This is a genomic window from Gallibacterium genomosp. 2 (assembly GCF_000771895.1).
Taxonomy (GTDB): domain Bacteria; phylum Pseudomonadota; class Gammaproteobacteria; order Enterobacterales; family Pasteurellaceae; genus Gallibacterium.
Window position 1 is genome coordinate 1 of sequence record NZ_JPXY01000063.1, and the last position, 22,051, is coordinate 22,051.

The 22,051-nt window shown below is 38.7% G+C and carries 35 protein-coding genes; 1 reads left to right on the forward strand and 34 read right to left on the reverse strand.

Annotated elements, in window-relative coordinates; translation table 11 throughout:
- Positions 1-45: 45 nt before the first annotated feature.
- From murA to gabT, 34 genes are all read right to left on the reverse strand, one after another.
- Complete coding sequence (gene murA, locus P375_RS11165; RefSeq protein WP_039137095.1) at positions 46-1,311, reverse strand: UDP-N-acetylglucosamine 1-carboxyvinyltransferase; 1,266 nt, start codon at positions 1,309-1,311, stop codon at positions 46-48.
- 87 nt (positions 1,312-1,398) lie between these two features.
- Entirely contained in the window at positions 1,399-2,445 is a 1,047-nt protein-coding gene (locus P375_RS11170) for an extracellular solute-binding protein (protein ID WP_039137098.1), read from the reverse strand.
- 140 nt (positions 2,446-2,585) lie between these two features.
- A complete protein-coding gene (gene rplQ, locus P375_RS11175; protein ID WP_013745939.1) occupies positions 2,586-2,975 on the reverse strand; it encodes a 50S ribosomal protein L17 in 390 nt (129 codons plus the stop codon).
- A gap of 41 nt (positions 2,976-3,016) precedes the next feature.
- Positions 3,017-4,000: a DNA-directed RNA polymerase subunit alpha gene (locus tag P375_RS11180; protein ID WP_039137100.1), complete on the reverse strand. Its 984-nt coding sequence runs from the start codon at positions 3,998-4,000 to the stop codon at positions 3,017-3,019.
- Positions 4,001-4,028: 28 nt separating this feature from the next.
- Entirely contained in the window at positions 4,029-4,649 is a 621-nt protein-coding gene (rpsD, locus tag P375_RS11185) for a 30S ribosomal protein S4 (protein WP_039137102.1), read from the reverse strand.
- Positions 4,650-4,677: 28 nt separating this feature from the next.
- A complete protein-coding gene (gene rpsK, locus P375_RS11190; RefSeq protein ID WP_012072238.1) occupies positions 4,678-5,067 on the reverse strand; it encodes a 30S ribosomal protein S11 in 390 nt (129 codons plus the stop codon).
- Between the two features lie 15 nt (positions 5,068-5,082).
- On the reverse strand, positions 5,083-5,439 hold the full coding sequence (gene rpsM / locus P375_RS11195; protein ID WP_013745942.1) for a 30S ribosomal protein S13: 357 nt from the start codon (positions 5,437-5,439) through the stop codon (positions 5,083-5,085).
- A 144-nt stretch (positions 5,440-5,583) separates the two neighbouring features.
- Positions 5,584-5,697 (reverse strand): 50S ribosomal protein L36, encoded by a 114-nt coding sequence (gene rpmJ, locus P375_RS11200; protein ID WP_005548767.1) that lies wholly within the window; start codon positions 5,695-5,697, stop codon positions 5,584-5,586.
- 31 nt (positions 5,698-5,728) lie between these two features.
- Positions 5,729-7,054 (reverse strand): preprotein translocase subunit SecY, encoded by a 1,326-nt coding sequence (secY, locus tag P375_RS11205; RefSeq protein ID WP_039137107.1) that lies wholly within the window; start codon positions 7,052-7,054, stop codon positions 5,729-5,731.
- Positions 7,055-7,061: 7 nt separating this feature from the next.
- The gene (gene rplO, locus P375_RS11210) at positions 7,062-7,496 is read right to left on the reverse strand and encodes a 50S ribosomal protein L15 (protein ID WP_039137109.1); all 435 of its coding nucleotides are present in this window, start codon (positions 7,494-7,496) and stop codon (positions 7,062-7,064) included.
- Between the two features lie 3 nt (positions 7,497-7,499).
- Positions 7,500-7,679: a 50S ribosomal protein L30 gene (gene rpmD / locus P375_RS11215; protein WP_013745945.1), complete on the reverse strand. Its 180-nt coding sequence runs from the start codon at positions 7,677-7,679 to the stop codon at positions 7,500-7,502.
- Between the two features lie 6 nt (positions 7,680-7,685).
- A complete protein-coding gene (gene rpsE / locus P375_RS11220; protein WP_013745946.1) occupies positions 7,686-8,186 on the reverse strand; it encodes a 30S ribosomal protein S5 in 501 nt (166 codons plus the stop codon).
- 15 nt (positions 8,187-8,201) lie between these two features.
- Complete coding sequence (rplR, locus tag P375_RS11225; protein ID WP_013745947.1) at positions 8,202-8,555, reverse strand: 50S ribosomal protein L18; 354 nt, start codon at positions 8,553-8,555, stop codon at positions 8,202-8,204.
- A 13-nt stretch (positions 8,556-8,568) separates the two neighbouring features.
- Entirely contained in the window at positions 8,569-9,102 is a 534-nt protein-coding gene (gene rplF, locus P375_RS11230; RefSeq protein WP_039137111.1) for a 50S ribosomal protein L6, read from the reverse strand.
- A gap of 15 nt (positions 9,103-9,117) precedes the next feature.
- A complete protein-coding gene (gene rpsH / locus P375_RS11235) occupies positions 9,118-9,510 on the reverse strand; it encodes a 30S ribosomal protein S8 (protein WP_018346238.1) in 393 nt (130 codons plus the stop codon).
- A gap of 38 nt (positions 9,511-9,548) precedes the next feature.
- A complete protein-coding gene (rpsN, locus tag P375_RS11240) occupies positions 9,549-9,854 on the reverse strand; it encodes a 30S ribosomal protein S14 (protein WP_039137113.1) in 306 nt (101 codons plus the stop codon).
- 11 nt (positions 9,855-9,865) lie between these two features.
- Positions 9,866-10,405 carry a 50S ribosomal protein L5 gene (gene rplE / locus P375_RS11245; protein ID WP_013745951.1) on the reverse strand — a complete coding sequence of 180 codons (540 nt, stop codon included), beginning with the start codon at positions 10,403-10,405 and terminating at the stop codon, positions 9,866-9,868.
- Between the two features lie 14 nt (positions 10,406-10,419).
- The gene (gene rplX / locus P375_RS11250) at positions 10,420-10,743 is read right to left on the reverse strand and encodes a 50S ribosomal protein L24 (protein WP_013745952.1); all 324 of its coding nucleotides are present in this window, start codon (positions 10,741-10,743) and stop codon (positions 10,420-10,422) included.
- Positions 10,744-10,756: 13 nt separating this feature from the next.
- Positions 10,757-11,128 (reverse strand): 50S ribosomal protein L14, encoded by a 372-nt coding sequence (gene rplN, locus P375_RS11255; RefSeq protein WP_013745953.1) that lies wholly within the window; start codon positions 11,126-11,128, stop codon positions 10,757-10,759.
- Between the two features lie 270 nt (positions 11,129-11,398).
- Positions 11,399-11,653 carry a 30S ribosomal protein S17 gene (gene rpsQ / locus P375_RS11260; RefSeq protein WP_039137116.1) on the reverse strand — a complete coding sequence of 85 codons (255 nt, stop codon included), beginning with the start codon at positions 11,651-11,653 and terminating at the stop codon, positions 11,399-11,401.
- Positions 11,653-11,844, reverse strand: a complete 192-nt coding sequence (rpmC, locus tag P375_RS11265) for a 50S ribosomal protein L29 (protein ID WP_013745955.1) — start codon at positions 11,842-11,844, stop codon at positions 11,653-11,655. The genes rpsQ and rpmC overlap by 1 nt, the downstream gene beginning before the upstream one ends.
- Positions 11,844-12,254 carry a 50S ribosomal protein L16 gene (gene rplP / locus P375_RS11270; RefSeq protein ID WP_013745956.1) on the reverse strand — a complete coding sequence of 137 codons (411 nt, stop codon included), beginning with the start codon at positions 12,252-12,254 and terminating at the stop codon, positions 11,844-11,846. Before rplP ends, rpmC begins: the two co-directional genes overlap by 1 nt.
- A gap of 13 nt (positions 12,255-12,267) precedes the next feature.
- Positions 12,268-12,975, reverse strand: coding sequence for a 30S ribosomal protein S3 (gene rpsC, locus P375_RS11275; RefSeq protein WP_013745957.1), 708 nt, complete (start codon positions 12,973-12,975; stop codon positions 12,268-12,270).
- Between the two features lie 17 nt (positions 12,976-12,992).
- Complete coding sequence (gene rplV / locus P375_RS11280) at positions 12,993-13,325, reverse strand: 50S ribosomal protein L22 (RefSeq protein ID WP_013745958.1); 333 nt, start codon at positions 13,323-13,325, stop codon at positions 12,993-12,995.
- Between the two features lie 10 nt (positions 13,326-13,335).
- Positions 13,336-13,611 carry a 30S ribosomal protein S19 gene (gene rpsS, locus P375_RS11285; RefSeq protein ID WP_013745959.1) on the reverse strand — a complete coding sequence of 92 codons (276 nt, stop codon included), beginning with the start codon at positions 13,609-13,611 and terminating at the stop codon, positions 13,336-13,338.
- A gap of 26 nt (positions 13,612-13,637) precedes the next feature.
- Positions 13,638-14,459: a 50S ribosomal protein L2 gene (gene rplB / locus P375_RS11290; protein WP_018346240.1), complete on the reverse strand. Its 822-nt coding sequence runs from the start codon at positions 14,457-14,459 to the stop codon at positions 13,638-13,640.
- A gap of 16 nt (positions 14,460-14,475) precedes the next feature.
- A complete protein-coding gene (rplW, locus tag P375_RS11295) occupies positions 14,476-14,775 on the reverse strand; it encodes a 50S ribosomal protein L23 (protein WP_013745961.1) in 300 nt (99 codons plus the stop codon).
- On the reverse strand, positions 14,772-15,377 hold the full coding sequence (rplD, locus tag P375_RS11300; protein ID WP_013745962.1) for a 50S ribosomal protein L4: 606 nt from the start codon (positions 15,375-15,377) through the stop codon (positions 14,772-14,774). Before rplD ends, rplW begins: the two co-directional genes overlap by 4 nt.
- 15 nt (positions 15,378-15,392) lie before the next feature.
- On the reverse strand, positions 15,393-16,022 hold the full coding sequence (rplC, locus tag P375_RS11305; RefSeq protein WP_013745963.1) for a 50S ribosomal protein L3: 630 nt from the start codon (positions 16,020-16,022) through the stop codon (positions 15,393-15,395).
- Positions 16,023-16,039: 17 nt separating this feature from the next.
- Complete coding sequence (rpsJ, locus tag P375_RS11310) at positions 16,040-16,351, reverse strand: 30S ribosomal protein S10 (protein ID WP_001181005.1); 312 nt, start codon at positions 16,349-16,351, stop codon at positions 16,040-16,042.
- 376 nt (positions 16,352-16,727) lie between these two features.
- Entirely contained in the window at positions 16,728-17,792 is a 1,065-nt protein-coding gene (locus tag P375_RS11315) for an aromatic amino acid transport family protein (protein ID WP_280643144.1), read from the reverse strand.
- Positions 17,793-17,801: 9 nt separating this feature from the next.
- On the reverse strand, positions 17,802-17,930 hold the full coding sequence (locus tag P375_RS12895) for a hypothetical protein (protein WP_280643145.1): 129 nt from the start codon (positions 17,928-17,930) through the stop codon (positions 17,802-17,804).
- A 102-nt stretch (positions 17,931-18,032) separates the two neighbouring features.
- Entirely contained in the window at positions 18,033-19,469 is a 1,437-nt protein-coding gene (locus tag P375_RS11320) for an NAD-dependent succinate-semialdehyde dehydrogenase (protein ID WP_039137121.1), read from the reverse strand.
- A 24-nt stretch (positions 19,470-19,493) separates the two neighbouring features.
- On the reverse strand, positions 19,494-20,759 hold the full coding sequence (gabT, locus tag P375_RS11325; RefSeq protein WP_039137124.1) for a 4-aminobutyrate--2-oxoglutarate transaminase: 1,266 nt from the start codon (positions 20,757-20,759) through the stop codon (positions 19,494-19,496).
- A 98-nt stretch (positions 20,760-20,857) separates the two neighbouring features.
- On the opposite strand from gabT, the gene P375_RS11330 reads away from it, so the two are divergent.
- The gene (locus tag P375_RS11330) at positions 20,858-21,682 is read left to right on the forward strand and encodes an IclR family transcriptional regulator (RefSeq protein WP_245176466.1); all 825 of its coding nucleotides are present in this window, start codon (positions 20,858-20,860) and stop codon (positions 21,680-21,682) included.
- Positions 21,683-22,051: the final 369 nt, after the last annotated feature.

A 22,051-nucleotide genomic window follows, 5' to 3' on the forward strand; every position in this document is an offset into this window, starting at 1 on the left:
CTATATGCCTAAAAAAAAGAGGTTGCTATTGCAACCTCATAATCCTTATTTATCCACAAATCGTTCTATTCTTGCCCCTAACGCTCTTAGTTTTTCTTCAATATGTTCATAACCGCGATCAATGTGATAAATTCGATCAATAATGGTTTCGCCCTGTGCAATACAACCTGCAATCACTAAACTTGCCGATGCACGCAAATCTGTCGCCATTACTTCGGCACCAGATAAATGATCCACACCGTGACATATTACTGTATTCCCTTCTATTTCAGCTTTAGCTCCCATCCGAATCAACTCTGGAATATGCATAAAACGATTTTCAAAAATCGTTTCTGTAATAATCCCTGTTCCATTCGCCACCATATTTAGTAAGGTAAATTGAGCTTGCATATCAGTTGGGAATCCCGGATGTGGAGCTGTTCTAATATTGACTGCTTTAGGACGCTGCCCTAAGATATCCAACGTAATGCTGTTTTCCGTAACATCAACTTGAGCCCCAGCTTCACGTAATTTTTCAATGACTACTTCTAAAGTATCCGCTCTTGCTCCCAGACACTCAACTCGACCTCCAGATACCGCTGCTGCCACCAAAAATGTTCCGGTTTCAATACGATCAGGTATTACCGTATGTTCACCACCGGCAAGACGCTCTACTCCTTCAATAGTAATCATATCGGTACCAGCACCTTGAATATTAGCACCCATCTTATTCAAAAATTCAGCAGTATCGACAATTTCTGGTTCCCGAGCAGCATTTTCAATTACCGTTTTTCCTTTTGCTAAGACAGCTGCAGTCATAATCGAAATTGTTGCTCCGACACTGACTTTATCAATAACAATTCTCGCCCCTTGTAAACGAGAAGGAACAAACGATTTTACATAACCATCTTCAAGTAAAATTTTCGCACCCAATTTTTCTAATCCAGAAATATGGAGATCAACTGGTCTTGCTCCAATAGAACAACCACCCGGTAAAGACACTTGCCCCTGATTAAAACGTGCCGTTAATGGTGCTAATGCCCAAATAGATGCCCTCATCGTTTTAACAAGCTCATATGGAGCAACAAAATTGTCCACATTACTCGCATCAATACAAATAGTCTGCTCACCACACCAATCAGCTTTAATACCTAATTTACGCAAAATCTGTAAAGTAGTTTCTATATCACGTAGCCTTGGTACATTATACAAAGTAATAGGTTCTTCCGCTAAAATAGAAGCAAATAAAATAGGTAATGCTGCATTTTTAGCACCCGAAATTTTCACCGAACCTTTCAGACAAGATCGCCCGTGTACACGAAACTTTTCCATAATAAATCCTATCTATAAATAAAAAATATAATCGATAATATGAGCTACAATTATATACATTTCTGTCTATAATTGCTGAACCAGTGACTAATTAGTTTTCAAAAGATGCCAATACTTTTCGTAAATATCGATTGCATCTCCAACATCCTCCTGTAAAACACCTTTTTCTATCTGATCCTGAGGAGGAAATAGTGTTATATCATTAGCATCTACAGGATTCAATAATACTTTTACGCCCTCATTAGGCATAGAAAACCCCATTGTCTCAATAACCTCTTTAGCACTTTCTGGGCGTAACATAAAATCAATAAACTTATAGGCTGCCTCTTTATGTTCCGCATTTTTAGGAATAGCATAATTATCCATCCAAATAATGGCACCTTCTTGTGGATAAATAAATTGAATATCAGGATTTTCCTTATGTGCACGAAAAGCTGATCCATTCCAAATCATTCCTAATGAGACCTCTCCTTGTACATAAGGCACATCAGGAGAATCAGAATTAAACGATTGTACATTTGGCATTAATTTCTGCAACAAACGATAAGCTGATTCAATTTCTTTATTTTCCTTTGTATTTGGTGAAAATCCCTTCAATAACAAAGCAATATGAAAAACTTCTCTAGAATCTGCCGTTAATAAGATTTTCCCTTTGTATTTTGGATCCCATAAATCAGCCCAACTTGTAACTGATTTCGGATCAACCTCAGCACTATTTATGCCAATTCCCGTTAAGCCATAAACATAGGGTAATGAATATTGATTTTCCGGATCAAAATTTTTATTCAATAGGCTTGATGTTATTTGTGCAAAATTAACTAATTTCGACTTATCTAATTTTGCTAACATACCCTCTTTGGCCATTTTCCCAATGTAATAACTAGATGGAAAGATGAGATCATACCCTCCACCATTAGTTAATTTCATCTTCGAGTACATTTCTTCATTACTCTCAAAAGTCGAATAGACAACCTCAATACCTGTCTCTTTAGTAAACTCCTGTAATAGAGAATTAGGAATGTATTCTGTCCAGTTATAAATATAAAGCTTCTCTGCAAATATCGAAGAGCTAAAAAAAATAAGAGAGGAAATTAAGATTGTTTTCAATAACTTAGAAAAAGATAAAAATTTCAATTTTTAGGTTCTCCAAAGCCTGAGGGGTGTTATGGAATATGATTAAATAAATTTCAGAATTAATCAATGGAAACAATAAAACCAGATATAAAAAAACTGCATCTAAAAGATGCAGTTTTTTTTAATCAATCTAAATTGAATTATTCAGCCGCTACAGCTGCTTCTTCAGCAACTTGGCGATCTACTAACTCAATATACGCCATTGGCGCATTATCACCTGGGCGGAATCCACATTTTAAAATACGAGTGTAACCACCCGCACGTTGGGCAAAACGTGGACCTAATTCATTAAATAGTTTTGCAACAACTGCGTTGTCGCGAACACGAGCGAAAGCTAAACGGCGGTTTGCAACGCTGTCTACTTTAGCTAAAGTAATTAACGGCTCAACTACACGACGTAATTCTTTTGCTTTTGGCAATGTAGTCTTGATAATCTCATGACTAACCAAAGAACTTGCCATATTACGAAACATCGCTTGGCGATGACTGCTATTACGGTTTAGTTGACGACCACTCTTACGATGGCGCATGACCTTATCCTTCTCAGAAAAATCTTTAACCTATGACCAAACTAGTCTTCAGCAATACTTGCTGGTGGCCAATTCTCAAGGCGCATACCTAGTGATAGTCCACGTGAAGCTAATACATCCTTAATTTCAGTAAGAGATTTCTTACCAAGATTAGGAGTTTTAAGTAACTCAACTTCTGTACGTTGAACTAAATCACCGATATAGTGAATTGTTTCTGCTTTCAAACAGTTAGCAGAACGAACTGTCAACTCTAAGTCATCTACTGGACGAAGTAGAATCGGATCAAATTCCGGTTTTTCTTCTTTGACTTCTGGTTGACGAACATCACGCAAATCAACGAATGCATCAAGCTGTTCTGCTAAAATAGTTGCTGCACGACGAATCGCCTCTTCTGGATCTAATGTTCCATTAGTTTCCATCTCAATAACTAACTTATCTAAGTCAGTACGCTGTTCAACACGTGCTGCTTCAACATTATAAGCAATACGATCAACAGGACTATAGCATGCATCTACCAACAAACGACCAATAGGACGTTCTTCATCATGTGAGCGCGAAGACGCAGGAACGTATCCTCTGCCACGCTGCACTCGAATGCGCATATTAATAGAGGCATTTTCATCTGTCAAATGACAAATGATATGATCTGGATTAACGATTTCAACATCACCATCATGAGTGATATCTGCGGCAACAACAGGGCCAATTCCAGATTTCGACAGTGTCAGAAATACGTCATCTTTATTCTGCACTTTAACCGCTAGACCTTTTAAGTTTAAAAGAACTTCAAGAATATCTTCTTGAACCCCTTCTTTACTACTGTATTCATGCAATACACCGTCAATCTCTACTTCAGTCACTGCACAACCTGGCATAGATGACAAAAGAATGCGACGTAAAGCATTACCTAATGTGTGGCCAAAGCCTCGTTCTAACGGCTCCAAGGTCACTTTAGCGTGAGTAGGGCTAATTTGCTCAATATCAACTAAGTGTGGCTTTAAAAATTCTGTAACAGAACCCTGCATTTTATCCTCTCTTTGCTGTTAAGCTCTATTATTTAGAATAAAGCTCAACGATCAGATGTTCGTTAATGTCTGCTGATAAATCAGAACGTTCCGGAATACGTTTGAAAACACCTTCCATTTTAGCAGCATCGACTTCTAACCAAGTTGGTTTTTCTTTTTGTTCTGCTAATTCTAATGACGCTTTAATACGTGCTTGCTTTTTAGATTTTTCACGTACTGCAATAATATCATCAACAGAAACCTGGAAAGAAGGAATATTTACTACACGTCCATTAACAATAATAGCCTTATGGCTAACTAATTGACGAGCTTCTGCACGTGTTGCTGCAAATCCCATACGATACACAACATTATCTAAACGTCCTTCTAATAACACTAATAAGTTTTCCCCAGTGTTACCTTTCAAACGGTTAGCTTCTTTGTAATAGTTACGGAACTGACGTTCTAAAATTCCGTACATACGACGAACTTTTTGTTTCTCACGTAATTGACTACCATAGTCAGATAAACGTGGCTTACGTGCACCGTGTTGACCTGGTGCAGTATCAATCTTACATTTAGACTCAATCGCACGAACACCAGACTTCAAAAATAAGTCTGTGCCCTCACGACGGCTTAGTTTGAGCTTAGGCCCCAAATATCTTGCCATTTTCTTTCTCCAACTATCCTAATACGTCTTATACACGACGTTTTTTCGGTGGACGACAACCGTTATGAGGAATCGGAGTCACATCAGTAATATTAGTGATGCGAAATCCTGCAGCATTTAATGCGCGGATTGTTGACTCACGACCAGGACCAGGTCCCTTTACCATAACTTCCAAGTTCTTTAAGCCGAATTCTTTAACCATTTCGGCACAACGTTCTGCAGCAACCTGTGCCGCAAACGGAGTAGATTTACGAGAACCACGGAAACCTGATCCACCTGCAGTAGCCCAAGCTAGGGCGTTTCCTTGGCGATCAGTGATTGTAACAATAGTATTGTTGAAAGAAGCATGAATATGAGCCACGCCATCTACAACTTGTTTTTTTACACGCTTACGCGCACGAACTGGTGTTTTAGCCATTATCATTTACCCCGATTATTTCTTGATCGGTTTGCGTGGTCCCTTACGGGTACGCGCGTTAGTTTTAGTACGTTGACCACGTACCGGTAAGCTACGACGATGACGTAAACCACGGTAGCATCCTAAGTCTAAAAGACGTTTGATGTTTAGTGTTACCTCACGGCGTAAATCACCTTCAACAGTAAATTTACCAACTTCGTCACGCAGTTTATCAATCTGCTCTTCAGACAATTCGCTGATCTTAACGCTTCCTGCAATACCCACTGCATCACAAATATGTTGAGCACGGGTTTTACCGATACCATAGATTGCTGTTAAAGCAATTACAGCGTGCTTATGATCAGGAATGTTAATGCCTGCAATACGGGCCACTATGCACTCCTATTATTTAACTAATCTGGTATGTTGATCTGAAAAGCCCGTTTCAGGATACTCAAACAACATACCAATACACTATACAAAAGAGTTGAGCAGTATACCCACTCAACCGATTCTTTTCAAGAAAAATATATCAAATTAACCTTGACGTTGTTTATGTTTAGGATCGCTGCAAAGCACACGAACTACGCCTTCACGTTTAACAATCTTACAGTTACGACATAATTTCTTTACGGACGCACGAACTTTCATTGCTTATCCTTTTTCTAAATTAAAGACAATTTTATTGTCTTGCCCCTTTAAGGTTTGCTTTTTTCAACACCGATTCATATTGACTTGACATCAAATGACTTTGAACCTGAGCGATGAAATCCATAATTACTACTACAACAATCAATAGGGATGTTCCACCGAAGTAAAACTGAACATTCCAAGCTGATGTCATAATATACGGAACTAAACACACAAAAGTAACATAAAGACCGCCGATCAAAGCTAAACGAGTCATTATCTTATCAATATAACGTGATGTTTGTTCCCCCGGTCTAATCCCTGGCAAAAATGCACCAGATTTTTTCAAATTATCTGCTGTATCTCTTGGATTATATTGCATTGCAGAATAGAAGAAGCTAAAAAATATGATCGCAACTGCATATAAAATCAAATATAAAGGCTGTCCAGGATGTAATAACATTGATAAGTCATTTAACCAGTCCAACCCTTGTCCTTGACCAAACCATTGTGTAATTGTAGCTGGGAATAAAATAATACTCGAAGCAAAGATAGCAGGGATAACACCTGCCATATTCACTTTAAGTGGCAAATGAGAACTTTGTGCTGCTAACATATGGCGCCCTTGTTGCCGCTTAGCATAATTAACAACCAGTCTTCTTTGCCCACGTTCTACAAATACAACAAAATAAGTTACTGCAAATACAACAACAGCAATCAATAAGAGAACCAACAGATGCATCTGACCTTGACGCGCTTGTTCAATTGTATGCGCAATTGCTGATGGTAATCCCGCAACAATCCCAGCAAAGATAATTAAAGAAATACCGTTTCCGACCCCTCTTTCTGTAATTTGTTCACCTAACCACATTAAGAACATTGTTCCAGTTACTAAACTAATTACAGCAGTAAAATAAAACCCAAATCCTAAATTAGGTACTAATCCAGGGAGCATATTAGGTAATCCTGTTGAAATACCTATTGCCTGAATTGTTGCTAACGCTAATGTAGAATAACGAGTATATTTACTGATTTTCCGGCGACCAGCTTCACCTTCTTTCTTCAATTCTGCTAATGCAGGATAAACAGACGTCAATAGCTGAATAATGATCGATGCCGAAATATAAGGCATGATCCCTAAAGCAAATACTGATGCACGGCTTAAGGCACCACCGGAGAACATATTAAACATATCTACGATTGTGCCTTTTTGTTGTTCAATAACTTGTGCCAATACAGCAGAGTCAATGCCAGGAACCGGGATGAAAGAACCAATACGGAAAACAATTAACGCTCCCAAAACAAATAGTAAGCGCCGCTTTAATTCACTCGTACCGCTCTGAGTACTTCTATTTTGATACCCCGGTTGTTTAGCCATCTGTTAATTATTCCTCGATTGAACCACCAGCAGCTTCAATTGCTGCTTTAGCACCTTTAGTTACGCGTAATCCACGAATAACTACGCCAGACTTGACTTCACCTGAAAGAATGATTTTTACAAATTGAATATCTGATGAAATAACTTTTGCATCTTTGAGAGTTTCTAAAGTAATTTCATTTCCAGAAACTTTTGCTAAATCACTTAAACGAACTTCAGCAGTAACTGCTGCTTTCACTGAAGTGAAACCAAATTTAGGTAGACGACGGTATAAAGGCATTTGACCACCTTCAAATCCACGTCTTACACCACCGCCAGTGCGTGATTTTTGACCTTTATGTCCACGACCACCAGTTTTACCTAAACCAGAACCAATACCACGCCCAAGACGTTTAGCACTGTGTTTAGCACCTTCAGCCGGAGATAGAGTATTTAAACGCATTTATTACTCCTCCACTTTAACCATGTATGATACTTGATTGATCATACCTCGTACTGCTGCAGTATCAACTAATTCAACAGTGTGGTTAAGATGACGAAGACCTAAACCACGTAAAGTAGCTTTATGTTTTGGTAAACGACCAATTGAACTACGAGTTTGTGTTACTTTAATAGTTTTTGCCATGATCAATTACCCCAAAATTTCATCAACTGTTTTACCACGTTTAGCTGCTACCATTTCTGGCGACTTCATATTAGCTAACGCATCAATCGTAGCACGAACCACGTTGATTGGGTTTGTTGAACCGTATGCTTTTGACAATACGTTACGAATACCTGCAACTTCCAATACTGCACGCATTGCACCACCTGCGATGATACCTGTACCTTCGCTTGCTGGTTGCATAAATACGCGAGAACCAGTATGAGCCCCTTTGATAGGGTGTTGTAGTGTACCTTCATTCAAAGCCACATTAATCATATTGCGACGTGCTTTTTCCATCGCTTTTTGGATTGCTGCCGGAACTTCACGAGCTTTACCGTAACCAAAACCAACGCGACCGTTTCCATCACCTACTACTGTTAAAGCAGTAAAGCTCATAATACGACCACCTTTTACTGTTTTAGATACACGGTTTACCGCGATTAGCTTCTCTTGCAGTTCACCAGCTTGTTTTTCGATGTTTGCCATCTCAAATTACCTCTATTAGAACTGTAGACCAGCTTCACGAGCAGCGTCTGCCAACGACTGCACACGGCCATGATATTTAAAACCAGAACGGTCAAAAGCAACTTCTTTAATACCTTTTTCCAAAGCACGTTCAGCAACTAATTTACCAACTACTGCTGCAGCTTCTTTATTTCCGGTATATTTAACTTGCTCACGAATCGCCTTCTCAAGAGTAGAAGCTGTAGCAAGCACTTCTGAACCGTTAGGTGCAATTACTTGAGCATAAATATGACGTGGAGTACGATGTACTACCAAACGTGTTGCACCTTGCTCTTTAATCATACGACGCGCACGGGTTGCACGACGAATACGAGCCAATTTTTTATCCATAGTGTTACCCTACTTATTTCTTCTTAGCCTCTTTAGTACGTACCACTTCATCAGCGTAACGTACCCCTTTACCTTTATAAGGTTCAGGACGGCGGTAAGCACGAATATCTGCAGCAACCTGCCCGATTAATTGCTTATCTGCGCCTTTTAAAACAATTTCTGTTTGAGAAGGACATTCTGCTAAAATACCTGCCGGTAATGTGTGTTCAATTGGATGAGAATAACCCAAGTTCAACGCTAATACATTACCTTTAAGTTGTGCTCTATAACCAACACCAACTAATTGTAATTTCTTAGTAAATCCTTCTGTAACACCAATAACCATTGCATTTACTAATGCTCTGGCTGTACCAGATTGTGCATTAGATCCATCAATTTCTACACGTGGAGAAAAATGTAATGCGTTATTTTCAATAGTTACTTCAACTGCTTTGTTAATTTCGCGAGTTAACTCGCCATTCTTACCTTTAACTGTTAATAGCTGTCCGTCGAGTTTTATCTCTACGCCGGCAGGAATATTAACAGGTGCTTTTGCGACACGAGACATCTTCCTACCTCTCTATTAAGCTACGTAACAAATAATTTCACCGCCCAAGCCTGCTTGACGCGCAGCTCGATCGGTCATTACACCTTTAGATGTAGAAACAACAGCAATACCTAAACCACCAAGAACCTTTGGTAATTCATCTTTACGTTTATAAATACGTAAACCTGGACGGCTTACACGCTGAATACTTTCTACAACTGGTTTTCCTTGGAAATATTTTAAAGTAATTTCCAATTCAGGTTTAACACCTTCAACAACTTTGAAGCTCTCAATATAACCTTCTTTAGCTAGAACGTCGGCAATTGCCACTTTTAGCTTGGATGAAGGCATGTTGATCGCTACCTTATTTGCAGCTTGACCGTTACGAATACGGGTCAACATATCTGCGATTGGATCTTGCATGCTCATGTGTATTTACTCCCATGATTCCAAAATAAAGTGGTATATTACCAACTCGCTTTTCTAAGGCCTGGAATTTCACCGCGCATTGCAGCTTCACGAACCTTAATACGGCTTAAACCAAACTTACGTAACACACCGTGTGGACGACCTGTCTGACGGCAACGGTTACGTTGACGAATTGGGCTTGAATCGCGTGGTAAAGTTTGTAACTTTAACACTGCATTCCAACGCTCTTCATCAGAAGAATTAGCATCAGAGATGATTTTCTTTAATTCTTGACGTTTCGCGTAGTATTTTTCAGCTAATTCAACACGTTTTGCATCACGTGCTTTCATTGATTGTTTTGCCATTGTAACCTGCCTTATTTACGGAATGGGAAGTCAAAGGCAGCAAGTAGTGCTTGACCTTCTTCATCTGTTTTCGCTGTAGTGGTAATAGTAATATCTAAACCACGTACACGATCCACTTTATCATAATCGATTTCAGGGAAGATGATTTGTTCACGCACACCCATGCTGTAATTACCACGACCATCGAAAGACTTCGCATTTAAACCACGAAAGTCACGGATACGTGGAACAGCAATAGAAATTAATCGTTCAAAGAATTCCCACATACGCTCACCGCGTAGGGTTACTTTACAACCGATCGGATATCCCTGACGAATCTTAAAGCCAGCAACAGATTTGCGAGCTTTAGTGATTAAAGGTTTTTGACCGCTAATTGCTGTTAGATCTGCTACTGCGTTATCTAACAATTTTTTGTCGGTCAATGCTTCACCCACACCCATATTTAGGGTTATCTTCTCGATTCGTGGGACTTGCATGACAGATTTGTAGCCGAATTTTGCTTTTAATTCGTTTACTACTTGATCTCTGTAGTAATCATGCAGTTTCGCCATCGCATTACTCCAGTTTATTTAATTGTTTCACCAGTAGATTTGAAGAAACGAACTTTTTTACCATCTTCAAATCTGAAACCTACTCGGTCAGCCTTATTTGTAGAAGGATTGAAAATTGCTACGTTAGAAACATCAATTGGTGCTTCTTTACGCACGATACCACCTTGTTTTCCTAATGCAGGAACTGGTTTTTCGTGTTTAGCAATCATATTTAAACCTTCAACGATAACTTTACCGTTAGGTAATACCTTTGTTACTTTACCGCGTTTACCTTTACCTTTGGCAACGCTACCAGTGATCATAATCACTTCATCATTTTGACGGATTTTTGCAGCCATTTCTCACTTCTCCTTACAGTACTTCTGGAGCTAAAGAGATAATCTTCATAAACTTCTCAGAGCGAAGTTCACGAGTTACCGGTCCGAAAATACGTGTACCGATTGGTTGCTCACTATTATTGTTTAAAATAACGCAAGCATTACCATCGAAGCGAATAACTGACCCGTCTGGGCGACGAACACCCTTCTTGGTGCGCACAACAACTGCTTTAAGCACATCACCTTTTTTCACCTTACCGCGTGGAATTGCTTCTTTCACAGTAACTTTGATGATATCACCAACAGCAGCATAACGACGGTGTGAGCCACCTAGAACCTTGATACACATTACGCTACGAGCGCCTGAATTATCAGCAACGTCTAGCATAGTCTGTTCTTGGATCATGTTAGTACTCCGCTAAAATTAAAAAAACCCTTTCGGGACGAATTTACCTCTATCTCACCCATAGGGCGGATAGGTTGCGGATTCTAGCACAACGGATAGACAAAAAGCAACCTAAATCACACTATTTAATAACAAAAAATACTTTGTAAAATCACTCAATCAATTTATTTTGCTTATGTTAACTTAAACAACTTTTACATCAAAAAATAAAAAAGCCCTTAAGATACTAAGGGCTTAAATCATTTTATTTTTTAATTTAACAGCAATAAATTAGCTTACTGCTTTTTCAACAACACGAACTAAAGTCCAAGATTTTGTTTTAGAGATTGGACGACATTCACGAATCTCTACAATATCACCAACTTTTGCTTCGTTGTTTTCATCGTGTACGTGGAGTTTAGTAGTGCGACGGATAAACTTACCATAAATTGGATGTTTAACCATACGCTCAATAGCGATAGTAAAAGATTTTTCCATCTTATCACTAATTACTTTACCTTGTACTGTACGAATTTTATCAGTCATTACTCACCCGCCTTCTCAGTTAGAATAGTCTTAACAACTGCAATTTGACGACGCACTTGTTTTAACTGATGAGTTTGTTGAAGCTGACCGGTGGCTGCTTGCATACGCAACTTGAATTGCTCACCTAACAAGTTAACCAATTCAGCATTCAGCTCTTCAACACTTTTTGTACGTAGTTCTTGAGCTTTCATTACATCACCGTCTTAGTTACGAAAGTGGTCTTAATAGGCAATTTAGCCGCTGCTAATGCAAAAGCTTCTCTTGCGATCTCTTCAGACACACCATCCATTTCATATAGAACTTTACCCGGTTGGATTAAGGCTACCCAGTACTCAACGTTACCTTTACCTTTACCCATACGGACTTCTAATGGTTTTTCAGTAATTGGTTTATCTGGGAAAACACGAATCCAGATTTTACCTTGACGTTTAACCGCACGAGTCATCGCACGACGAGCTGCCTCGATTTGGCGAGCAGTTAAACGACCACGTCCAATTGCTTTCAAACCAAAGGTACCGAAACTTACATCAGTACCTGCCGCAATACCACGGTTACGACCTTTGTGGATTTTACGGAATTTAGTACGTTTTGGTTGCAACATTTAGCGAATCTCCTTACTTACGACCTTTACGCGGAGCTTTTTTAGGCTTATCCGCAGGTTGTTGTTGTTCTGATTGCATAACTGCAGCCATTCCACCAAGAATCTCACCTTTGAAGATCCATACTTTGACGCCGATAACGCCATAAGTAGTATTAGCTTCAGCAGTATTGTAATCGATATCCGCACGTAAAGTATGCAATGGTACACGACCTTCACGATACCATTCAGAACGAGCGATTTCCGCACCGCCTAAACGACCACTAACTTCAACTTTGATACCTTTTGCTCCTAAACGCATTGCATTTTGTACAGCGCGTTTCATTGCACGGCGGAACATTACACGGCGTTCTAATTGAGAGGCAATGCTCTCCGCAACTAATTTTGCATCTAATTCAGGTTTTTTAACTTCCGCAATATTGATTTGCGCTGGAACACCTGCAATAGCTGCAACTGCATTGCGTAATTTTTCAACATCCTCACCTTTCTTACCGATAACGATACCTGGGCGAGCAGTATGAATAGTTACACGAATACTTTTTGCTGGACGTTCAATAGTGATACGTGAAACAGATGCATTCGCTAACTCTTTAGTTAAAAATTTACGTACTTTAAAGTCGCCGTCTAAATTATCGGCGAAATCTTGTGTATTCGCATACCAAGTAGATGACCAAGGTTTAACAATACCTAGGCGAATACCATGTGGATGAACTTTTTGACCCATTGCTATTCTCCTACTGATTAACGATCTGACACTACCACAGTAATGTGGCTAGTACGTTTTAAAATACGATCTGCGCGACCTTTAGCACGTGGCATTACGCGTTTCATGCTAGGACCTTCATCAACGAAGATTTTTGCGACTTTAAGATCATCGATATCTGCACCGTCATTGTGCTCTGCATTTGCGATAGCTGACTCAAGCACTTTCTTCACTAAAGCTGCTGCTTTCTTATTAGTGTATGTAAGAATTTCTAATGCTTGTGCTACTTTTTTACCGCGAATTAAATCAGCAACTAAGCGAGCTTTTTGTGCTGAGGTGCGAGCGAAACGATGTTTTGCAATAGTTTCCATCCTTTACCCCTTACTTCTTAGCTTTCTTATCTGCGGCATGACCGCGGTAAGTACGAGTCGGTGCAAATTCACCTAATTTATGACCGATCATTTCATCAGTAACATAAACAGGAACGTGCTGACGACCATTATGGACTGCGATGGTCAAACCAATCATACTTGGGATGATCATTGAACGACGGGACCAAGTTTTAATTGGTTTTTTATCCCCGCTTTCCACCGCTTTCTCTACCTTCTTCAACAAGTGTAGGTCAAGGAAAGGACCCTTCTTGAGAGAACGTGGCATGGCTTATCCTCTTTACTTAATTAATATTATTTACCACGACGACGTACGATATATTTATCAGTACGTTTGTTATGGCGAGTTTTCTTACCTTTAGTTTGAACGCCCCAAGGAGTTACTGGGTGTTTACCAAAGTTACGACCTTCACCACCACCATGTGGGTGATCTACTGGGTTCATTGCAGTACCACGAACAGTTGGACGAATACCTCTCCAACGGTTAGCACCTGCTTTACCTAATACGCGTAACATATGTTCAGAGTTACCCACTTCACCGATGGTTGCGTGGCACTCAGCTAATACTTTACGCATTTCACCAGAACGAAGACGAAGTGTTACATAATTGCCTTCACGAGCAATGATTTGTACATATGCTCCTGCAGAACGGGCAATTTGACCGCCTTTACCTGGTTTTAATTCCACATTGTGTACAGTTGTACCAACCGGAATACTACGCATTGGTAATGAATTACCAACTTTGATTGCTGCTGTTGCACCTGCTTGGATTTGATCTCCAACAGACAATCCTTTAGGCGCTAAAATATAACGACGTTCACCGTCTTTATATAATACTAATGCAATATTAGCAGAACGATTTGGATCATATTCTAAACGCTCTACCACCGCTGGGATATCTAACTTGTTACGTTTGAAATCAATTAAACGGTAATGTTGTTTATGACCACCACCGATATGGCGAGTAGTAATACGACCTAAATTGTTACGACCACCAGTTTTAGCATTTTTTTCTAAAAGTGGTGCATAAGGTTTACCCTTATATAATTCAGGATTGACAACTTTTACAACGTGACGACGACCAGCGGAGGTCGGCTTACATTTAACGATAGCCATTGATTATCTCCTCTGATTACTCTGCACTTTCTACAAGGTCTAAGCTTTGACCTTCAGCAAGTGTTACATAAGCTTTTTTCCAGTCACTGCGACGTCCGATTCTTGCACCGTGGCGTTTAGTTTTACCTTTTACTACCACTGTACGTACAGAATCCACTTTCACTTCAAATAATTCTGCTACTGCTTGAGCAATCTCTGCTTTATTTGCATCTAATGCAACTTTGAAAACGATAGTGTTTGACTTCTCAGTATTATTTGTTGCTTTCTCAGAGATATGTGGTGCTTTAAGCACTTTTAGCAAACGTTCTTGACTCATGCTAACATCTCCTCAATTTGCTTAACTGCATCTACAGTCATAACTACTTTTTCAAAAGCAATTAGGCTGACTGGATCGATACCTTGAACATCACGTACATCTACTTTATATAAATTACGTGCAGCTAAATATAGATTTTCATCTACATTTGCTGTGATGATTAATGCATCATCAAGTGCCATTTGTTTTAATTTTTGAACTAAAACTTTAGTTTTCGGTGCTTCAACTTCGAATTTTTCGACAACAACTAAACGATCTTGACGAACTAATTCAGAAAGAATGCTTTTGATTGCACCGCGATACATTTTTTTGTTCACTTTTTGGCTGTGATCTTGTGGTTTAGCTGCGAAAGTTACACCACCAGAACGCCAAATTGGGCTTTTAATGTCACCGGAACGGGCACGACCTGTTCCTTTTTGACGCCATGGTTTTTTACCTGAACCAGACACTTCAGCACGAGATTTTTGTGCACGAGAACCTTGGCGAGCACCTGCTGCATAAGCAACAACAACTTGGTGAACCAACGCTTCGTTAAACTCACGTCCGAAGGTAGTTTCAGAAACAGTTAATGCACTTTGTGCATCTTTAGTTACTAATTCCATTCCTATCTCCTAGACTTATGCTTTCACTGCTGGTTTAACGATTAAATCACCACCAGTTGCACCAGGAACAGCGCCTTTAACTAATAGTAATTTACGTTCAGCATCAACACGAACCACTTCTAAAGATTGAACGGTTACTCGTTCATTCCCTAAGTGACCAGACATTTTTTTACCTTTGAATACGCGACCCGGAGTTTGGTTTTGACCAATTGATCCTGGAACACGGTGAGACAAAGAGTTACCGTGTGTAGCATCTTGGGTACGGAAGTTCCAACGTTTTACTGTACCGGCATAACCTTTACCTTTTGAAGTACCAGTAACGTCAACTTTCTTCACGTCTGCGAAGATATCAACATTAATTTCTTGACCTAAAGTGAATTCTTCACCTTCAGCCACACGGAATTCCCATAAACCGCGACCTGCCTCAACACCTGCTTTAACAAAATGACCTGCTTCAGGTTTAGTTACGTGACTTGCTTTTTTTGAGCCAGTTGTAACTTGAACTGCACAGTAGCCATCTGTTTCAAGGGTTTTCACTTGAGTAACGCGGTTGGCTTCGATTTCGATAACAGTAACTGGGATAGACACGCCGTCTTCATTGAAGATACGAGTCATACCAACTTTACGACCGATTAAACCAATCATTGTAATAACCTCTTAAATTAACCTAGGCTGATCTGCACATCAACACCGGCAGCCAGATCCAAACGCATTAAAGCGTCAACAGTTTTTTCAGTAGGCTCAACGATATCAACCAAACGTTTATGAGTACGGATTTCATATTGATCACGCGCATCTTTATTTACGTGTGGAGAAATCAATACTGTGAAACGTTCTTTACGGGTTGGTAGTGGAATTGGACCACGAACTTGAGCACCTGTACGTTTTGCCGTTTCTACGATTTCCGCTGTAGATTGATCAATTAAACGATGATCAAATGCTTTTAAGCGGATACGGATTCTTTGGTTCTGCATGAGACCAGAGCTCCATTTTCAAAAAATAATTAATAAAAAATTCACACCTCAAGTTCCAACTGCATAATGGAAAGAAGTGCGACTAACCTATTTTAGTTTCCCAATCGGAAACATTTTGTTATGACAAAAATTATTGCCATCATTTGATAAATGATTACATCAAATGGCTTAAAAAAGCCTGTGTATTTTATACGACATTAATAAAATAGCAAGGATTTTTTGTGTTATTTTTCTGCACCAATCTGAGTAATCGTCCATTTGTATAGATTACTGATAGAAAAAATTAAAAAGGAAGTTTGCCTATAAAAATAAAGCCAGTTTTCTTTACCGGCTTTATATATCTCTTATCTGTATCGCAATGTTTATGTGTACTAAATCACCAGCCTGCCGGCAATAGTGACAACTTAGCTAGCACTGCATACACTGCACTGGCGCTATACATAATGAAAATAGTGATATAGATAACAGGCGAAGTGAGTACTTTCGGGCATTGCCATTCTGGTTCTTTATTACCAGATTTTCTTGCGCCTTTAACAATAAGATAAGGCACAATACTCAATACCACTCCACTGAATACGCCAGCAAAATAGAGCGCATCCACAAAACCAACCATTCCACTATAAGCCAACCACAGCGGTGGTACTGCAACCAACGCAACTACACCGGTACGAACCAAGCGATTACTATCCACAGGAAGATCAAAACGATCCGCAATATTAGTTAAGAAGCTACCGCCAATTCCCCAATAAGAGGTTAACATCGCAAATAAAGCAAAGCCGTTAGCCATAAAAAATGCCCAACTTCCCAATGCTTCTCCCCAGCTAATTGTTGCGACCTGGCTAATATTTTCTAGTCCATTAAGAGAAATGACAGATAACGGTACCAAAGCAATTAAAACGAAAGTAATAAACATCCCAGTAATAATTGCTCGAGGAAGCAACTGTGGTTTGTGCGCTAAACCTCGCGCCATTTCCGGAACAATATATTGTGCACAATAAATAAACACAACTAAATTAAATACCGGAATCATATAATGCCAGCTGCCGTCAAAAATTCGACTAAAATCAGTAGTTGGGAATGCGAATGTTGCGCCAATAAGCACAACCAACATTAATACCATTAATGAAGTAATAACTTTTTCACTTCGCCCCAAAGCTTTTAAGCCAAGATATAAAATTAAGGTCGCCGGTATAAAAAAAATGATACTACCTAATTTTTTATTAATGCCGAATAATGAGTGCAATAAATCGCCGCTACCATTCATGTAAGCAATTAACGCACCAAGGGCATTAATCGTTACTGAGGCAAACATTAAACACGCTCCCATTTTACCAATATAACGGTGTGCTAATCCGGTTAACTGCTCGTGCTGTTGGGTTCGTAATGTTGCTTCGGCTACATACAACATTGTGATAGTAGTAATGATGCCAACGACAATCAACCAAAAGAGTCATGGCATATAACCTGCTTTACGTGCGGCATATGAAACCGATAAAATACCGGCACCAATATTGGTACCTACAATCATAGCCATCCCTTCGGCAAAGGTAATTTTTGCCGTTTTTAAGCCATTAGACATAGCTTGCCTCCTGTATATAAAGATAAATTAAAGGCGTGTTTTAATAAAAATGTTGTGTTTGCATAAAATAATAGTAAGAAAAACACGCCTCAATTTTTATGATTATTCACTTAAATCAACGCATAGATATTTCAACTCAAGATACTCGTCTACTCCGTATTTACTACCTTCGCGCCCGATACCGCTCGCTTTTACGCCACCAAATGGTGCAACTTCATTACTGATTAAGCCAGTATTAATACCAACCATACCGTATTCCAATGCTTCGGATACTCGCCATTGTCTTGTAGTATCTTGTGTATACAAGTAACTAGCCAAACCAAATTCGGTATCATTAGCATAAGAAATCACTTCTTTTTCATCAGTAAATTTAAAAACAGGGCAAAGCGGACCAAAAGTTTCTTCCTTGGCAACAACCATCTGCTGAGTCACATTTGACAACACTGTCGGCTCAAAAAAACTAAAACCTAATTCACTACGCTTACCTCCAATAAGGCAAACTGCACCTTTTGATACAGCATCAGCAATATGTTCTTCTACTTTTCTTACAGCTTTAGCGTCAATGAGAGGACCTTGATTAACACCCTCTTCCAAACCGTTACCTAATTTAAGTTCAGCTACTTTAGCCACTAAACGATGACAAAATTCATCGTAAACACCAGCTTGAACATAAGTACGGTTAGTACATACACAGGTTTGCCCACTATTTCTAAATTTACTTGCAATTAAACCATCAACGGCTTTATCCAAATTAGCATCATCAAACACGATAAATGGTGCATTTCCACCAAGTTCAAGGCTTAATTTCTTAATATCTTTCGCACTGCTACTAAAGATTTTTGCCCCTACTTCAGTTGAACCAGTAAAGCTAATTTTTCTTACTATCGAATTATTGGCAAATGCATTGCTAATATCACTGGCATTACCATTTACAATTACAAATAGATCTTCCGGCACACCAGCTTGATAAGCCAATAAAGCCTGAGCATAAGCACTTAATGGTGTTTGGCTAGCTGGTTTAACCAACATCGCACAGCCTACTGCTAATGCTGGTGCCGCTTTACGAGTAATCATCGCAGCCGGAAAATTCCAAGGCGTAATCGCCGCAGTCACTCCGATAGGTTGTTTAATCACCAATAATTTTTGTGATACTTTCGTACTTGTTAAAATATCACCATCAATACGGCGTGCTTCTTCAGCAAACCAACGAATAAAGGAAGCAGCATAATCAATTTCCCCGCGCGATTCAGTTAAACTCTTACCTTGTTCCATTGTCATAATTTGTGCCAAATCTTCTTTGTTTTGTTTTACTAAGTAATACCATTGCCAAAGAATATCAGCTCGTTCCAATGCTGTTTTTGCGGCCCATTTTTTCTGGGCAATAGAAGCTTTCTCAATCAGCTCATTAACCTGATCAACTGAAGTTTTCTTCACATATGCTAATACATCACCATTTGCAGGATTAGTAACTTCAATCCAATCAGGCTGCTGAGTAAAACTCACATCCTTATGTTGTAACAATGCTTGAAGTGATTTCATCTTTTTCTCCTTTATAGACAGTGATTAAGCAAGTTCTTTTCTAGCTTGTTCAATCGCATTTTTGAGAATTAATAATGCTCGATCAAATAATTCATCTTCAATAGTAATTGGGTAAAGGAACCGAATCACATTACCATGAACACCACAAGTAAGAAGTACCAAGTTATTTTCCATTGCAATTTTTTGTACTTTGCTTGCAAATGCACTATTTGGATTTTCATCATCACCAAATTCAACCGCAATCATTGAACCAAGACCGCGAATATCAGTAACTTCAGGGGCATTAAGATCAGCAAGGAACTTACGAAGGCGATCACCTAATAATTGAGAGCGTTCTAAAATTTTTTCTTCTTTAATAACATCTAATACAGATAAAGCCGCAGCAACACCTAAAGGGTTACCTGCATAAGTACCGCCTAAACCACCTCGACGAGCCGCATCAAGAATTTCAGCTTTACCTGCAATGCCACTAAGCACAAAACCACCGGCTAAACTTTTCGCCATAGTCATTACATCCGGTTTTACATCAAAATGTTCCATTGCAAAGAGTTTACCGCTTCTTGCAAATCCTGATTGAACTTCATCTGCAATCATAACAATGCCGTGTTCATCACAAATTTCACGAACTTTACGCATAAATTCCGGAGGACATACATTGAAACCACCTTCGCCTTGAACTGGTTCAAGAATAATTGCAGCTACATCTGTCGGTGCAATATCACTTTTAAAAATACGTTTAATACTTTTAATCGCATCATCAACACTAATATTTTGTGTTGTTGATGGATAAAGTGCGTGATAAATACCGGCAGGCATAGCACCAAAATCTGCTTGATATGGATTAACTTTACCGGTTAAAGCCAATGTTAATAAAGTACGACCGTGGAATGCGCCACCAAAAGCAATAACACCATTACGTTTTGTGTAGGCTCTTGCTACTTTCACTGCATTTTCAACGGCTTCCGCACCAGTAGAGAATAACTGGCTTTTCACTTTTCCATCAATGGGAACTAACGCATTAATGCGTTCTGCAAGTTCAATATAGCTAGTATAAGGAACGATTTGGAATGAAGTGTGTGAAAAATGATCTAATTGTGCACGTACTGCAGCCATAACTTTTGGATGACAGTGACCGATATTTAATACACCGATACCACCATAGAAATCAATCATTTCTCTTCCATCTGTTGTTTTGATAATTGCATTGGATGCAGAATCTACAAACCAATCGCACATTACGCTGGCACCATTTGGAATTGCATCTCTCATTCGAGTAATTAAGTCGTTCATTTCAACACGCCTGTCTGTCTATTAGAATAAATTTGCTTTTTTTGCCCTTTTATATGATAATTATTCATAATACTGAACAATTATTTCATATTTTGAATATGATAATAACGACAACTCGTAAAAAAAGTCAACAGTTTGTTAATAAAATGGAAAAAGAAAATAAAAATAGCCTTGTTCCGGCACTACAAAAAGCAATTCAAATTTTGAATTTTTTAAGTGAACAAACACAGCCGATCTCCGCTGCGGAAGTGAGTAAATTATTAAATTTACCAAGAAGTTCCGTACACAATCTTCTCCATACAATGTTGGATAATGGCGTTGTACAAAAAAATGAAAATCAGCAATTTATGTTAGGAACCAAAATTCTTCAATGGGCAAACGCCCTTGTTGCAGAACAGGATATGATCAGTAAATTTTATCAAGCCATTAAACAATTTCCTGAATTGGAACCCTATACATTAACGCTCTCCACTCTTAATCAAGATCAAGTTATCTATCTTGCTTGTAAAAATAGCTCTTTACCTTTGGGGATTACTTTCAAAATAGGGATGCATTTCCCGGCAATATTCACAGCGACCGGAAAGGCAATTTTAAGTACATTTACTGATGCACAATTAGCACCCTTATTAGAAAATTTACCCGCACCTTTTACTGATACAGGTGTAACCAGTATTGAACAAATTCAACAAGAAATGAGCCAAATAAGAAAACAAGGATATGCCATAGATAATGGGCAATTAAGAAAAGGGATGTATTGCTATGGTATTGCTTTACCTAATAAATTTGGAACAGCAAAATTTGGACTGGCAGCAAGTTTATTGGAGTATGAAGCACAAGACCAAGCTGTAGTAGATCAATTATTAACTGCATTAAAACAATTAGCAGAAGAATTAAAACCTACTATTTTTACTCAATCTAATTAATTCTCTTTATATAAAATAAATAGTATGCTAATTACAATGAATAAGCGTATTGGTTTTCTCCACTCTTCTTACTTAAAAAATATAAACATAATTTTACGAGGAGTTTGCCAAGCAATTATGCACGGTAAGTTTCTCCCTCAAAAATGTTTTATGCATTATTGAACAAAATTTTATCACTTAGAATACATCTATACCAATCCTATTTATGAAGAAACTGGCATAGTAGACAAAATTGTTGCTGATCTATCAAAAACTATGCCATGTGGACAATTTTGTTGCTAATATTTATTTTTCAAAATATTAGCAACTCTTTTTATTTAAAAAATCCTTTATAAACATAATCTTATGCTATTTTGTTAAGCCATTATG